The sequence below is a fragment of the Sodalis sp. dw_96 genome (assembly GCF_018449575.1).
Taxonomy (GTDB): domain Bacteria; phylum Pseudomonadota; class Gammaproteobacteria; order Enterobacterales; family Enterobacteriaceae; genus Acerihabitans.
Window position 1 is genome coordinate 178,105 of record NZ_JAAVUT010000006.1, and the last position, 14,084, is coordinate 192,188.

Genomic DNA, 14,084 nt, shown 5'->3' on the forward strand with positions numbered 1-14,084 from the left:
AGTTAACCGAGGGGAATCTGGCGTGTCTGCATATTGTAAAGAAGAAGGCCGGGTGGACCCCGCCGGACCGGGTGCTGAGAAGATAACGGCATTATTGGCGCTGGCGGAGGAGTTCAGGCTGCGTTTTGCCGCCGGGGCGCCGCAGCGCGACCGTCAGCGGCTATTGCCCCATGAAGAGATGCTGGCGCTGCGTCGCAGCGGTCTGTTGGCCATGCGCGTACCGCGAGAGTTCGGCGGCCCGGAGATCGATATGGTGAATTTTTCCCGGATCATAAGAATGCTGGCCGCCGGCGATCCCAATATCGCCCAGGGGATAGCGCCGCATTTCACCAACCTGGAAAAACTTCGCATCTACGGAACGCCGGCTCAGCAGAGACACTACTTTGACCTGGTGCTGGAAGGCTGTTTGATGAGTAATGCCGCCGCCGAAAGGGAAGGCGCTTTTATCGGCGATGTCGCAACGCTGCTTTTCAGGGAGAATGGGGTCTGGCGCCTGCGGGGCAATAAGTATTACAGTACCGGCAGCCTGTTTTCCAGCATTATCCTGGTGACGGCGGCCCATGAAGAGGGGGGCCGGGCGGCGGTTTTTGTCCCGGTGGACCGCCATGGCGTCACGGTGGTGGATGACTGGGACGGCATGGGGCAACGGACCACCTCCAGCGGCACCAGCCAATTCGCCGACGTCGAGATTGCCGAGGAGGAGATTTTGCGTATTCCCGCCTATGGCGATCGCCGTACTCATGAGGGCGGCTTCGCCCAACTGATACACGCCTCCATTGATGCCGGTATCGCCCGGGCTGCGCTGGAGGATGCCTGCGAGTACGGCCGCACATCCGCGCGGGTATTGCGGGAAAGCGGCGTTCGCGGCGCCATAGAGGATCCCTATGTGCTCCATACCGTGGGGGAAATGGCCATCATCACCCACAGCGCGGAAAGCCTGCTGGAACGGGGGGCGGCATTGCTGGAAAACGCGGTTCAGGCCGCCTTCGCCGGCGGGGCCGATGCCGACAGGCTACCGAGTGCCGACGGGCTACCGAGTGCCGGCAGGCTACCGAGTGCCGACAGGCTACTGGGAGAGGCTTCGGTGGCCGTGGCCGAGGCCAAATACGCCACCACCGAGGCGGCTATCAAGGTGAGCGAGATGATATTCCGCATCGGCGGGGCATCGGCCACCTCCGGCCGGCTCAATCTTGACCGGCACTGGCGCAATGCGCGCACGCATACCACCCACGATCCGGTGGCCTATAAGGCGCGGGCGGTGGGTGATTTTTATCTGAACGGCGCACTGCCGCCCATCAACACCAAAATCTAAGGGGTAGGATCATGGAACTCGGTTTAGCGGGAAAAACGGTACTGGTGACCGGCGGCAGTAAAGGCATAGGTTTGGCGGTGGCCCGCGCGTTTGTTCGTGAAGGGGCGCGGGTGGGCATTGTATCCCGCGATGCGGTGAACCTGGAACAGGCGCGCAAGACCCTGGCGGAAGAAGGGGCGGTTATTGCCGTGGCCCAGGCGGATCTGAGTCAAAGCGATCGGGCGGATGCGGCCGTGGCGGCGATTACGCAGCAGTTGGGTTCCATAGATATCCTGGTGAACAGCGCCGGCGCCGCCCGCCGCACTCCGCCGGAATCCCTTGACAGCGCCGCCTGGCATGCCGCCCTGGATGCCAAATATTTCACCTACATCCATACCCAGGACGCGGTGTTAAAACGCTGGGTGGAACAGGCTCGTGCAGCGGGGACGGACCGGGCAGGGGGCGCGCCGACGCGACAGCTCGGCGCCATCGTGAATATCGTCGGTACCGGCGGACGGGTGCCACACCCCTCCCATGTGGCGGGGGGCGCGGCCAATGCGGCGCTGCTGCTCTCCACCCTGGGTCTGGCAAGCCATTATGCGCGTTACGGCATTCGGCTGAACGTGGTGAATCCGGGTTATACGCTGACCGAACGCATGGACCAGACCGTGGCGCAGGAGGCGCTGCGCCTGGGGGTTTCCCGTGAAGAGGCGTTAAACCGGCTCAGCGCCGAATTACCGCTGCGTCGCTTCGGCGAACCGGATGAAATCGCCAATGTCGTACTGTTCCTTGCCAGCGAACGCGCCAGCTATGTGGTGGGGGCCTTGATCTCGGTGGACGGCGGCCAGCATCCCATTATCTAGATCTCGCCGGCGGCCGGTCTCAAGCCGCTCCGCTATACCGGGGCGGCTTTTCCCCGACAGCTGACATTTCACGCCGCCGCCAGAATCAGATTGCGGGTATAGGCATGCACCGGGGCGGCCAGGATTGACATGGCGTCCCCCGCTTCGATGACGTTGCCGTCTTTCATCACGATAATCTGATGTGCCATGGCGGCCACCACCGAGACGTCATGAGTGATGATCAGGTAGCTCAACCCGTGTTCCCGCTGCTGGCGCTGCAGCAGGGTGATGATCTGCCGTTGGATGGTGACATCCAGGGCGCTGGTGGGCTCGTCCAGCACCAGGATATCGGGATTGATAATCAACGCCCGCGCGATGGCGATACGCTGGCGCTGCCCGCCGGAAAACTCATGGGGATAGCGTTGCAGCAGCCCGGGGAACTGCGCTTGGGTCAGCCCCACCTCGGCTAGCATGTCCACGATGCGTTGTTCCCGCGCGCTGACCGACAGCTCGGGATGGTGAAAATGCAGGTTTTCCCCGACGATTTGCGCAATGGACATGCGCGGCGACAGAGAAGAAAAGGGATCCTGGAACACCGCCTGGATTTTGCGGCGCTGGGACTTTCGCCCCTGCTTATGGCCGGCATTGGCCTGCTTCCACGATACTCCCTCCACCAGCAGCGATCCTTCATGACCCATCAATCCCAGCACGGCGGCGGCCAGGGTGCTTTTGCCCGAACCGGATTCGCCGATGACCCCCAGCGTCCGACCGGGTTGCAATATAAAATCGGCATTCTTCACCGCATTAAAACGGTGGCGCCGGAACCAGTTGCTGATGCCCGGCTGGGAAATGGGATAGCTTATTTTCAAGGATTTGCCTTCCAGCCGCGGCAGCGTTCCCGCCGCAACGGCCGGGCTGTCGATATCGCGTTCGGGACGGCTGTTGATTAACCGGCGGGTATAGGGATGCCGGGGCGCCAGGAATAACTGCTCCGTGGGGGCGACTTCAACGATTTTACCCGCCTCCATGACAATCACCCGGTCGGCGAAGCGGCGCACCAGGTGCAGATCGTGGGTGATCAGCAGAATGGACAGACCGTTCTTGCGCTGCAAGGCGGCCAACAGCTCCAGGATTTGCAACCGCAGGGTGACATCCAGCGCCGTGGTGGGCTCATCCGCCAGCAGCAGCCGGGGTTCCCCCGCCAGGGCCATGGCTATCATGGCGCGCTGGCGCTGGCCGCCGGAAAGCTGGTGCGGATAGGCATGGGCACGGCGTTCCGGCTCGGGTATCCCGGTTTCAGCCAGCCTGGCGACGGCGTGGTCCCAGGCCTGCTTCGTATTCAATCCGGATTTCAGCCGGTAGACTTCGGCGATCTGGTCGCCGACGGTATGCAGGGGATTGAGCGCGGTCATGGGATCCTGAAAAATCATGGCGATATCTTTGCCGCTGATGTCGCGTATCTCCCGCTCCCCCAGCGCCAGCAAATCGGTATTATCGAACAGGGCCTTACCCGATACCTCGGCACCGGGAATCAAATGCAGCAGGCTCATGGCGCTGACGCTTTTGCCTGAGCCGGATTCCCCTACCAGGGCCACCTTTTCATGGGGCTTGATGTGAAAAGAAATTCCTTTCACGATCTGCTCGCCGTTAAAACCGATGCGCAGGTCCTGGACATCAAGAAGGTTCATTGGCGTCTCCCCGCCCGGTGATGGTAACAGACGTCTTACGGGCTTTATGCAGCCGCGGATTGAACACATCGTTCAAGCCATTGCCTATCAGCATAAAAGCCATGACGGTGATAAAAATAGCCAGCCCCGGCAGGGCGGTCATATACCAGGCGGTGCGCAGCACCTCGCGCCCCGAGCCCACCATTCCGCCCCAGGTGACGACGCTGGGATCGCCGAGACCGAGAAAGGACAGGGATGCCTCGGATAAAATCACCTGGGCCACCAATACCGACGACGCCACCATCACCGGCGCGATACTGTTCGGCAGCACATGGCGGACGATGATGCGAAAATGGCCCAGCCCGATGGTGGTGGCGGCCCGGACAAACTCCAGTTCCCTTACGCGCAGGGCCTCACCGCGCACCAGTCGCGCGATTTGCGGCCATGAGGTGGTGCCCAGGGCCAGTGAAATGCTGAAGGTGGACGGACCCAAAACCATCACCATGGCAATGGCGAACAGCAAACGCGGCATGGTGAGAAATACTTCGGTAAGCCGCATGAGAATATCGTCAACCCAGGACGCGCCGAAATAGCCGGCGATCACGCCGATAATGACACCCAGCACCACGGACAGCACGGTGGCGAACAGGCCAATCATCAAAGATGTCCGCGCGCCGTACAGCAGGCCGGACAGCATATCCCGGCCCATCATGTCGGTGCCCAACGGGAACCTCGGATCGCTGCCGGGCCAAATCGTCGGACTGCCGACCATATCGCGCGGGTCCCCCGGGAAAAAGAAGGAAGCGGAAATCGCACAGAACAGGATCAGCAGCAGCAATATCAGGCCGCACTGGGTTGAGGTTGAATCCCCCAGGCGCTGGAGAAAACGACGGGATATCATGAACGGCGCCTCCCGATGCGGGGATCCAGGGCGACATACAATAAATCCACCGCCAGGTTCATCAGCACCACCAGCAGGGAGCTGAACAGGAAAATCCCCAATAGCAGATTAAGATCGCGGGAAAAAACCGCATCATAGGCAAGACGGCCGATGCCCGGCCAGCCGAAGACCGTTTCGATAACCACCGAGCCGCTCAGCAGACCGCCGATCTCAAGACCGGTAATAGTAATAATCGGCAACGCCGCATTGCGCATGATATGGCCGAAAATCACCTGCCACTCCCTAAGCCCTTTGGCCCTGGCGGTGCGCACGAAATCCAGGCCGTACACTTCCAGCATCGATGAACGGGTGATCCGGACATACATAGACAAGAAAAACAGGCTCAGGGATAACGCCGGCAGTATCAGATGCCGCCCTACATCCAGCAGATATTGAAAGGGATTGGCATAATCCGCCCCCACGGTGGATAAGCCGCTCACCGGCAGCCAGCGCAGCTGTATGGAAAACAAGACGATAAGCAGCAAACCGATCCAGAACAGCGGCGTGGCGAAGCCAATGGTGGAGAACACGGAAATCAGCCCGTCCAGGGTTGTACCGCGATAACGGGCCGCTATCATGCCCAATATTACCCCCACAACCAGCGCAAATATAATGGCGGTCAGCGAGAGGGTAATGGTGGCGGGCAGCCGGCTGACGATAAGATCGGAAACCGGCATGTTTTCACGGAATGAATAACCCAAATCGAAATGGGCCAGCGAAACAATATAATGGATAAATTGCTGCCATACCGGAATATCAAGTCCATACAGATGGCGCATTTGGGCCATATATTCCGGCGTGGCCCCGCCGGATTCCCCCGCCACCACGTCAATAACGTCGCCGGGCGCCAGCTTCATCAGTACAAATGCCAGTATGACGATGGTGAATGTGGTCGGCAGAATCTGGAACAACCGCCAACCTATATACCCGATTCGGCCATGCATCGCTTATCTCCGCAATGACAAACAAGAAAATTGACTAAAAAAGCAAATAAAGACGTCATAGTCATGACGACGCGCCGGTCAATGCTATTTTGCTATTTTGCTATGAGCTATGAGCTATGAGCTATTTTGCTATGAGCTATGAGCTATGAGCCATGCGCTATGAGGCTGTAATGCCATTAAATTGCGCCTGCCGTTCCATCGCGCGGGAAAAGGTCCCCAATGATTCCATCAGCCGGGCTTCCAGCTCCGGGCTGAGCTGCGGGTCGCGATCGTAATGGGTTATCTGGCTGTCCTCGGCGAAGACGCCGTGCAGGATTTCCTGTGCTTTCAGCGCGTTGAGCACTGGCTTGAGGGCATAGTCCAGCGCCAGCATATGCCCGCTGGAACCGCCGGTTGCCACCGGCAGCACCACTTTGTGTTCAAAGGCACGTTCCGGCAGCAGGTCGAGTAAGGTTTTCAGCGCGCCGGCAAACGACGCTTTATAAATGGGAGTGCTGATGATGATCCCGTCAGCGTACGCCAGCTGTTCGATAAAGACTTTCAGCGCCGGGCTGTCAAAACGGGCATACAGCAAATCTTCGGGGTTAAAGTTGAATAAATTCCATGGCGTGACGTCGATACCTTGCCGCTCCAGCCAACGCTGCGCGATGGTAAGCAATACGGCGGATCTCGAGGGAAAACGCGGGCTACCGGCCAAGGTAATAACATTCATGGCAACTCCTTAACTTCTTTCCAATATGGCCTGTTGACCTGATTTTTTGTCATGATTAAGCCGCTATTTTGTACCGGTTCGGCAGCCTAATTTACATCTGGTTAACCATGTTATGATTTAAATCCTACAAATTAAAATACGTTTTATGGCTGACTATATTCAAAAATGATGGATTGCCGGGGAAGAGCGTTGATGATTAGCGGGATAGCGACATACGTCGGAAGGAGCGGCGCTGGATTATCAGGGTTAACGTACCTATAAGTAAGGCTATGGCTTACAGGCTCAACGCGCAGCGTCGGATTGGCCGAAAAGAGAGAGATTCTTCCTAAGCGAGTAATTATATACCCTAAATAATTCGAGTTGCATGAAGGCGGCGAGGCCCAGGGAAGGGCCGAGTATTGCCAACGTACCTGCAACTTGAAGTATGACGGGTATAGGAATGCTAAAAGTGTGTGGCCAGTGGTAGTTCCCATTTATCGGTGGCCAAAACGGTAAATAGGACAAACTTCAAGCCGAAGGGATTAACGCTGAATGTCTGGACCTTCGGGTGGATCGGTTTGAGTGACAAGCCGTTTTCGTAGAGGAAGATCGACGCCTATTTCTTGTGAGGAAAAAAATAAGCGTATAACTCTTCAAAAAACTTGACCATAAAGCACATGCAGCTAATGGAAACCAGAAAGGACGAAATACGTTTTGGTAAGGAATACCAAGTTTGGTAAGCAATATCTGCACCGCTTAATATTGACGCAGAAAACAATATCGATAAAAAAATCAGCATATATCGAATTATTTTTTTTGTCATAAATAGGCTCTCTGGGCTGATAATATTATATTAACATGGCTTGCTAATATTGGCGGCGTTAATAGCAAATCTTTATCTCTTGTTATTTGGACTATTATCTCCTTGTCCGTTCCCTTTTTCAAAGCACCCTCCAGCAAGGGCGCCGCCGATCAACCCTAATGTTAACCCCGGAACGCCTCCCGCCGATCCCGCGATCATGCCTCCAATAACGCCATTATTGCAACTAATAACCTTATCGCCCAACTTGTTATAATAACCACCAGAATTAGGCGCATTTTTTGAAGCGGTATCAGCATTGCTAGCACCACTATGCTGATTACCACCAAAAGACTTATGATGGTTAACAGTGGATGAGTTATTCATAAAATTCTCCTTGATAATAATGAATATCTAATTTATCCGTTATGCTAATCAACGAACAGACATTACAAATAATGTTTGGTAAAATAAGCCACTTATCATTATCTTCCATGAAGAGGTATCATTGCTCAATGACATTTTTTCAGTTTACTTAATGGCTCGGTTAATCTCAAGGAATTTTCAAAATTCTTTATTACACATAAGTGAGGTATTATATTTGCTGATTATTTATTAAAATATGACTGTTATTAAATTTAATATCACCGCCTAATGGTAATTTTCTTTCTTAATAGGTATACGCGTAACGCGCTTTGCATAAAATACGAACCACATAACCTAGACCCTGTTTTTTACGCTGACGGGAGATGATTTCATCCCCCGCTGGAATTGCGGGTGGCCAGCCAGCATAACAGTGAACCGGCGGTCACCATCAGCACCCCCAGCCAAAACGACAGCAACAGCTGCGTGTTTAACAGCACGCCCGCCAGCAGCGAGGACAATACCGGGGTGAAATAGGACGCGGTGGCCAATAGCATTAAGTTACCGCGCATGATGCCGCGGTTCCACGCCGCATACGCCACCGCCGAGGCGCCGCCGGCCACGGTAAAACGCGCAACGGCGGCAATATCCATATGCATCCCCCGTTCGTGGCTGAAGGCATATTGTATCCACAGGGTAACGGCGGTGAGGATAAAAAACAGCGCGACCCCGTCTTTTCCCTTGGCCCATTTTTTTGTGACATTACAATACGCCGCCCAAATCAGGGCGCCGCAAAAGGCCAGTCCGTAGCTTAAGGGGTTCGAGACGATATTCCGGCCTATTCTCGGCAGCGACCAGCCTCCCTCGCCCCCCATGATCCAGCCGATGCCGTACAGGCATAACAACAGCCCCGGTATCAGCCATTTATTGGCCTTTTCGCCGTTAATCAATACCGCCATCAGAATGGTAAAGCTGGGCCACAGATAATTCACCATGCCGATCTCGATGGCCTGGGCGCGACTATTGGCGTACCCCAAGGCCAGGGAAAGGAAAATCTCATAGCTGGCAAACATGATACCGCCGGCTATCAGGTACTTGCGTGGGAAAGATCGCAGAGAAGGAAAACCCACCAGCAGCAGCAAAAACAGCGAACTGACGCTGTAAATGATAGCGGCCCCACCGATGGGACCCAACGCTTCGCTGACGCCCCTGATTAAACCAATGGTGCTGCTCCAGAGCAGAATGGCCAACAATCCCCACAACGTCGCCTTGTTCTCCGGCGAAAAAACAAACATCTTTAACCCCTTGAATAGGTGCTTTATTTCCCCGGCATCCGCTGAAGGACGATTATTACTTTTCCAGCATCCTGTTGATCTTTTTCGCTTTCCATTTATCGATATGCTTATCGAACACAAATGTTCTCAGCCCACGATTGATGAGCAGGACGCAAGCCGCCGACGGGGGGAACGACACTGAAGCCCCTGTCGACGTGCGGCGATTAACGCCAGCTCGGATTCTTCATAATACTGATGCGGCCGCAGCCCAACAGCGCAATGGCCAGACCGGCGAAGAAATACACCGCCATAATCTCAACGCCCCAGCCGCCGACCTTGTCGATGGTAAAAACGAGGCCCGGATCGGTAATCAACCAAGCGAAGATCATGGTAAAGGCGAAAATCAGCGCCGCGGGACGGACTAAGATCCCCAGGATGAGCAGAATAGGCATGAGGACTTCGCCTATATAGACGCCGTAGCCGACGTATGCCGGCAAGCCGTGATGGATCACCATGGCGATAATGTTGTCAATACCGTGGAAAATTTTATGTATGCCGTGTGGCAGCATCATGCCGCCGAAGGCCAGACGAAGAATGAATTTCCCCAGATCCGGGTGATCCAGCATCCGATTAAAAGCAGCTATCATTATAATTTGTCCATTGGCAAAAAAGATGAAAGGTAATCGTTACATGTGTCACTTTGATATTCAATGACAATTCCCACCGCGGCTGCCATTGATTTTCGCTATAGTGAGCCTCATGTTATTCAGATAGATCTCCAACGATAATCAGGGCCGCCTTATGACTAATCCGTTACTTGCTTCTTTTATCCTTCCGCCTTTTTCCGCCATCAAGCCCGAGCATATCGTCCCGGCGGTAAAATCCGCCCTTGAGGACTGCCGCCGTAGCGTGGAACAAGTCGTCGCGTTGTCGGGCCCCTATAGCTGGGATAACCTGTGCCAGCCGCTGGCCGAGACGGACGATCGCCTGGGCCGCATCTGGTCGCCGGTGGGCCATCTCAATGCGGTTCAAAACAGTCCTGAACTGCGGGAAGCCTATGAACAAAGCCTGCCGCTGCTGTCAGAATACAGCACCTGGGTCGGTCAGCATAAGGGATTGTATGAAGCATATCGCAATCTCCGCGACGGCGATAACTATGCGGATTTGAGCGTGGCGCGCAAGAAAGCCGTGGATAACGCCCTGCGTGATTTCGAGTTATCCGGTATCGGCCTGTCGCCGGAAAAACAGAAACGCTACGGTGAAATCGCCGCCCGGCTCTCGGAGCTGGGGTCGGCGTACAGTAACAACGTGCTGGACGCCACCATGGGCTGGAGCAAGCTCATTACCGACGAATCCGAACTGAGCGGCATGCCGGAAAGCGCGTTGGCCGCCGCCCGCGCCAAGGCCGAGGCCAAAGAGCAGGAGGGGTGGCTGCTGACCCTGGATGTGCCCAGCTATTTGCCGGTGATGACCTATTGCGATAATGGGGCGCTGCGGGAAGAGCTGTATCGCGCCTACAATACCCGCGCTTCCGATCAAGGACCGAATGCCGGTAAATGGGATAACGGTCCGATCATGAGCGAGATCCTGGCGCTGCGCCACGAATTGGGGCAACTGCTGGGATTCGCGAGTTATGCCGAAAAATCCCTGGCCACCAAAATGGCGCACGATCCGCAGCAGGTACTGGATTTTCTTACCGACCTGGCCAAACGCGCCCGGCCGCAGGGAGAGCAGGAGTTGGCGCAGCTGCGCGCGTTTGCCGCCGAGCATCATGGCCAGGATAATTTGCAGCCTTGGGATATCACCTACTACGGCGAGAAGCAAAAGCAGCATCTTTACGCGATCAGCGATGAACAGCTGCGACCCTATTTTCCGGAGCAGCGCGTCGTTAACGGCCTGTTTGAAGTGGTAAACCGGATTTACGGCGTGACCGCCGAAGAACGTACCGATGTGGAGACCTGGCACCCCGAGGTGCGTTTCTTCGATTTGTTCGATAACCAGGGGGAATTGCGCGGCAGCTTCTACCTGGATCTTTATGCCCGAGAAAACAAACGCGGCGGCGCCTGGATGGATGATTGCGTCGGCATGCTGCGCAAGGCCGACGGCAGTCTGCAAAAGCCGGTGGCCTACCTGACCTGTAATTTCAACCGTCCGGTCAGCGGCAAACCGGCACTGTTCACCCACGACGAAGTCACGACTTTGTTCCATGAATTCGGTCACGGTCTGCATCATATGCTGACCCGTATCGATACCCCGGGAGTGGCCGGCATTAACGGCGTGCCTTGGGATGCGGTGGAACTGCCGAGCCAGTTTATGGAAAACTTCTGCTGGCAGCCGGAGGCGCTGGAGTTTATCTCCGGCCATTACGAAACCCACGAGCCCTTGCCAAAAGAGATGCTGGACAAGCTGCTGGCGGCCAAGAATTACCAGGCCGCCCTGTTTATCCTGCGTCAGCTGGAGTTCGGTTTGTTTGATTTCCGGATGCATTACGAGTACAGCGCCGAACAAGGCGCCCGGATTCTGGAAACCCTGGCGCAGGTGAAACAGCAGGTGGCGGTGATGCCGGCGGTGGAGTGGAGCCGTTTCCCCCATGCGTTCAGCCATATTTTCGCCGGCGGATACGCGGCGGGTTATTACAGCTATTTGTGGGCGGATGTGCTCGCGGCGGATGCCTGGTCCCGTTTCGAGGAAGAGGGCATTTTCAACCGCGACACCGGCAAGTCGTTCCTGGACAATATCCTGTCGCGCGGCGGCTCGGAAGAACCCATGGTGTTGTTCACCCGTTTCCGCGGACGCGAGCCGAAGCTGGATGCCATGCTGCACCATTACGGCATTCGGGGATAACGGGTTGCGCGCTATGCCATGCCGCACCATAACGAGTTTCGGGGATAACGTATTGAGCGCTATGCCATGCTATACCATGACGGGTTTCGGTGATAACGAGTGAGCTCTGTTTGCCTGAGCCGTGAAGGCGAAGTGGATGAGCAGCGGCTCATTGCCCTGGCGGAGCGCTGGGGGTTGACGAGCGATCCGTCGGCGGTGATGGAGTTGATGTTAACGCCCCGGCGTCTGGAATTGCGCAAACGGGACGAGCCCAAGCTTGGGGCTATTTTTGTCGATTTCACCAGCGGGATTGCCGCCCATCGCCGCCGTTTCGGCGGCGGTCGTGGCGAGGCGGTGGCCAAAGCGGTGGGCGTCAAGGGTAATCACCTGCCGGAGGTGGTGGATGCCACTGCCGGGCTGGGACGAGATGCGTTTGTCCTGGCTTCGCTGGGGTGTCGCGTGCGGATGTTTGAACGCCATCCGGCGGTGGCCGCGTTGCTGGATGACGGTTTGCAACGGGCCTACGCCGATCCGGAAGTGGGGGAGTGGTTGTCCCAGCGGCTTATCCTGATCCATGGCTCCAGCCTGGAAGGTTTGATGGGTTTGCTGCCCCGTCCGGAGGTGGTTTACCTCGATCCGATGTTTCCGCACCGGCCGAACAGCGCCCTGGTTAAAAAAGAGATGCGCGTATTTCAGTCGCTGGTGGGCAGCGATCAAGACGCAGATCGGCTGCTGGCCCCGGCGCGTGCGCTGGCGACCCGGCGAGTGGTGGTAAAACGGCCCGATTACGCGCCGCCGCTGGCGGGCATTGCGGCCCAAGCCCATATCACCACCAAAAACCATCGATTTGATTTATATACGCCCGCCGAATCCGGGTCGGCTTTTTAGACGCGGCGTTCTGTCTCGATCGGGCATTACATCATCTATCTGCGTACTCCGCCATTCGGGCGGAGTGCGTTAACTCCCGACTACTCTTCGTAAACTTCTTCGTCGTTAAGCGGGACGATCAGCATATCCACATGTACGGTATTGATCAGCTGTCGCGCCGAAGACATCAGCTTACTCCAGAAATCCTGATGGTGACCGCATAACACCAAGTCCACGTCGTACTTGTTGATGGCATCCACCAGCACCTGGGCGAGATCGCCGCTGCCGCTCAGTACCTCGGTAATGGGATAACCGGCGTTTTGCGACAGCTGGGTCATGGCGTGCTGGGTTTCTTCGGAGATGCGTTTTTGCATATCACCCAGATTGACGTCAATCAGGCCGGTATAAAGATCGGAATAATTGACATCGACATGGATCAGCGAAACCTTGGCATTGTATGGTCTGGCCATCGACACGGCTTTTTCCACCAAAACGTTACTTTCCGGTGAAAGGTCAACGGCGATAAGAATGTGTTTATAAGACATAATCAGACTCCTTGCAAAATGTCACTCGTTAACTCGTCGCGGGTCACTCGTTTGGCCTGCCTGTGACAGAATGAGTTTACCACCCCGCGGCACCGGAGAAGTGATGCCGGGATCACGTCGAACCGAATAATATCAGCTGGTTGGCACAAACAGCCGTCGCTGAGGGTACGGCACCGGCCAAGAAATATCAGCATTAATATATGTTGCTGAATGTTAATGGTTTGAATATCAATGTACTCGTTCTAGTATAGTCTTTTATGGGAGCCGGGTCGCATCCTTGGCATCCTACCGGCGTTGGCAAAAAAATGTGCAAATATGCATAAATTATGTCGCTTCGGTTGCTTTCTTTTGACAAACCTTTTCTACACTCAATATTGTATACCCTAAATAATTCGAGTTGCGGGAAGGCGGCGACGCAGCGAATCCCTAGGAGCTTACTCAGGTAAGTGACTAGGGTGAGCGAGGAAAGCCAACGTACCTGCAACTTGAAGTATGACGGGTATAGAACCTCATAATACTGTTAGCACGTTGATCTAATCTCAGACATATCAAATTTGGGGTGGGCTTGTTCAGCTCTGTGGTAAGTTATTAAGGGGCGTAACCGCTGAGAGCCCGCGGGTCGGGGATTCAGTGTGGATTTGCGTCGCCGGGGAGGGGGTATGATCAACACCGTTGCGCTTTTTTGGGCTTTATGTGTCGTCTGCGTCGTCAATATGGCGCGCTATTACTCTTCATTACGGGCGTTATTAGTCGTACTTCGCGGTTGTGATCCGCTGCTTTATCAATATGTGGACGGCAGCGGGTTTTTTACCGCTCACGGTCAACCCAGCAAGCAGTTGAGATTGGTTCGTTATATCTATGCGCAGCGCTATATTGATCATCACGATCAGGAATTTATACGCCGTTGCGAACGGGTACGGCGACAGTTTATGCTCACCAGCGCGCTGTGTGGGTTGATTATTGTCAGCCTGATTTCCCTGGCTATCTGGCATTAAGAGAAAGCGCAAGGCGACCCCCAGGTTGCCCGAGTTTATTAAC

General features: G+C 55.6%; 13 protein-coding genes. 5 read left to right on the top strand and 8 right to left on the bottom strand.

Features of this window, described 5'->3' with window-relative positions; translation table 11 throughout:
- Positions 1–22: 22 nt before the first annotated feature.
- Together HB631_RS11875 and HB631_RS11880 are read left to right on the top strand one after the other, a co-directional pair.
- Entirely contained in the window at positions 23–1,312 is a 1,290-nt protein-coding gene (locus HB631_RS11875) for an acyl-CoA dehydrogenase family protein (RefSeq protein ID WP_213991363.1), read from the top strand.
- A gap of 11 nt (positions 1,313–1,323) precedes the next feature.
- On the top strand, positions 1,324–2,154 hold the full coding sequence (locus tag HB631_RS11880) for an SDR family oxidoreductase (RefSeq protein WP_213991364.1): 831 nt from the start codon (positions 1,324–1,326) through the stop codon (positions 2,152–2,154).
- 68 nt (positions 2,155–2,222) lie between these two features.
- Here HB631_RS11880 and HB631_RS11885 read toward each other — a convergent pair whose 3' ends face one another.
- The 7 genes from HB631_RS11885 to HB631_RS11915 all read right to left on the bottom strand — a co-directional run bounded on the left by HB631_RS11885 (position 2,223) and on the right by HB631_RS11915 (position 9,458).
- Positions 2,223–3,821: a dipeptide ABC transporter ATP-binding protein gene (locus HB631_RS11885; RefSeq protein WP_213991365.1), complete on the bottom strand. Its 1,599-nt coding sequence runs from the start codon at positions 3,819–3,821 to the stop codon at positions 2,223–2,225.
- Entirely contained in the window at positions 3,808–4,701 is an 894-nt protein-coding gene (locus HB631_RS11890) for an ABC transporter permease (protein WP_213991366.1), read from the bottom strand. Before HB631_RS11890 ends, HB631_RS11885 begins: the two co-directional genes overlap by 14 nt.
- Positions 4,698–5,684 carry an ABC transporter permease gene (locus HB631_RS11895; protein WP_213991367.1) on the bottom strand — a complete coding sequence of 329 codons (987 nt, stop codon included), beginning with the start codon at positions 5,682–5,684 and terminating at the stop codon, positions 4,698–4,700. The genes HB631_RS11890 and HB631_RS11895 overlap by 4 nt, the downstream gene beginning before the upstream one ends.
- A 157-nt stretch (positions 5,685–5,841) precedes the next feature.
- Complete coding sequence (gene ssuE / locus HB631_RS11900) at positions 5,842–6,396, bottom strand: NADPH-dependent FMN reductase (RefSeq protein ID WP_213991368.1); 555 nt, start codon at positions 6,394–6,396, stop codon at positions 5,842–5,844.
- 874 nt (positions 6,397–7,270) lie between these two features.
- Positions 7,271–7,561, bottom strand: a complete 291-nt coding sequence (locus HB631_RS11905; protein WP_213991369.1) for a hypothetical protein — start codon at positions 7,559–7,561, stop codon at positions 7,271–7,273.
- A 368-nt stretch (positions 7,562–7,929) separates the two neighbouring features.
- A complete protein-coding gene (gene yddG / locus HB631_RS11910; RefSeq protein WP_213991370.1) occupies positions 7,930–8,832 on the bottom strand; it encodes an aromatic amino acid DMT transporter YddG in 903 nt (300 codons plus the stop codon).
- A 203-nt stretch (positions 8,833–9,035) separates the two neighbouring features.
- The gene (locus tag HB631_RS11915) at positions 9,036–9,458 is read right to left on the bottom strand and encodes a DoxX family protein (RefSeq protein ID WP_213991371.1); all 423 of its coding nucleotides are present in this window, start codon (positions 9,456–9,458) and stop codon (positions 9,036–9,038) included.
- Between the two features lie 154 nt (positions 9,459–9,612).
- Here HB631_RS11915 and prlC point away from each other — a divergent pair, with 154 nt between their 5' ends.
- Entirely contained in the window at positions 9,613–11,655 is a 2,043-nt protein-coding gene (gene prlC, locus HB631_RS11920) for an oligopeptidase A (RefSeq protein ID WP_213991372.1), read from the top strand.
- A gap of 99 nt (positions 11,656–11,754) precedes the next feature.
- Positions 11,755–12,522 carry a 16S rRNA (guanine(1516)-N(2))-methyltransferase RsmJ gene (gene rsmJ / locus HB631_RS11925; protein WP_213991373.1) on the top strand — a complete coding sequence of 256 codons (768 nt, stop codon included), beginning with the start codon at positions 11,755–11,757 and terminating at the stop codon, positions 12,520–12,522.
- An 80-nt stretch (positions 12,523–12,602) separates the two neighbouring features.
- On the opposite strand, the gene uspA is transcribed toward rsmJ, so the two are convergent.
- On the bottom strand, positions 12,603–13,046 hold the full coding sequence (gene uspA, locus HB631_RS11930; protein WP_213991374.1) for a universal stress protein UspA: 444 nt from the start codon (positions 13,044–13,046) through the stop codon (positions 12,603–12,605).
- Positions 13,047–13,705: 659 nt separating this feature from the next.
- Here uspA and uspB point away from each other — a divergent pair.
- A complete protein-coding gene (gene uspB, locus HB631_RS11935; protein ID WP_213991375.1) occupies positions 13,706–14,041 on the top strand; it encodes a universal stress protein UspB in 336 nt (111 codons plus the stop codon).
- Positions 14,042–14,084: the final 43 nt, after the last annotated feature.

Coding starts and splice junctions, on each gene's coding strand:
- HB631_RS11880 (WP_213991364.1), top strand. CDS start 1,324: ATGGAACTCGGTTTAGCGGGAAAAACGGTACTGGTGACCGGCGGCAGT.
- HB631_RS11885 (WP_213991365.1), bottom strand. CDS start 3,821: ATGAACCTTCTTGATGTCCAGGACCTGCGCATCGGTTTTAACGGCGAG.
- HB631_RS11890 (WP_213991366.1), bottom strand. CDS start 4,701: ATGATATCCCGTCGTTTTCTCCAGCGCCTGGGGGATTCAACCTCAACC.
- HB631_RS11895 (WP_213991367.1), bottom strand. CDS start 5,684: ATGCATGGCCGAATCGGGTATATAGGTTGGCGGTTGTTCCAGATTCTG.
- ssuE (WP_213991368.1), bottom strand. CDS start 6,396: ATGAATGTTATTACCTTGGCCGGTAGCCCGCGTTTTCCCTCGAGATCC.
- HB631_RS11905 (WP_213991369.1), bottom strand. CDS start 7,561: ATGAATAACTCATCCACTGTTAACCATCATAAGTCTTTTGGTGGTAAT.
- yddG (WP_213991370.1), bottom strand. CDS start 8,832: ATGTTTGTTTTTTCGCCGGAGAACAAGGCGACGTTGTGGGGATTGTTG.
- HB631_RS11915 (WP_213991371.1), bottom strand. CDS start 9,458: ATGATAGCTGCTTTTAATCGGATGCTGGATCACCCGGATCTGGGGAAA.
- prlC (WP_213991372.1), top strand. CDS start 9,613: ATGACTAATCCGTTACTTGCTTCTTTTATCCTTCCGCCTTTTTCCGCC.
- uspA (WP_213991374.1), bottom strand. CDS start 13,046: ATGTCTTATAAACACATTCTTATCGCCGTTGACCTTTCACCGGAAAGT.
- uspB (WP_213991375.1), top strand. CDS start 13,706: ATGATCAACACCGTTGCGCTTTTTTGGGCTTTATGTGTCGTCTGCGTC.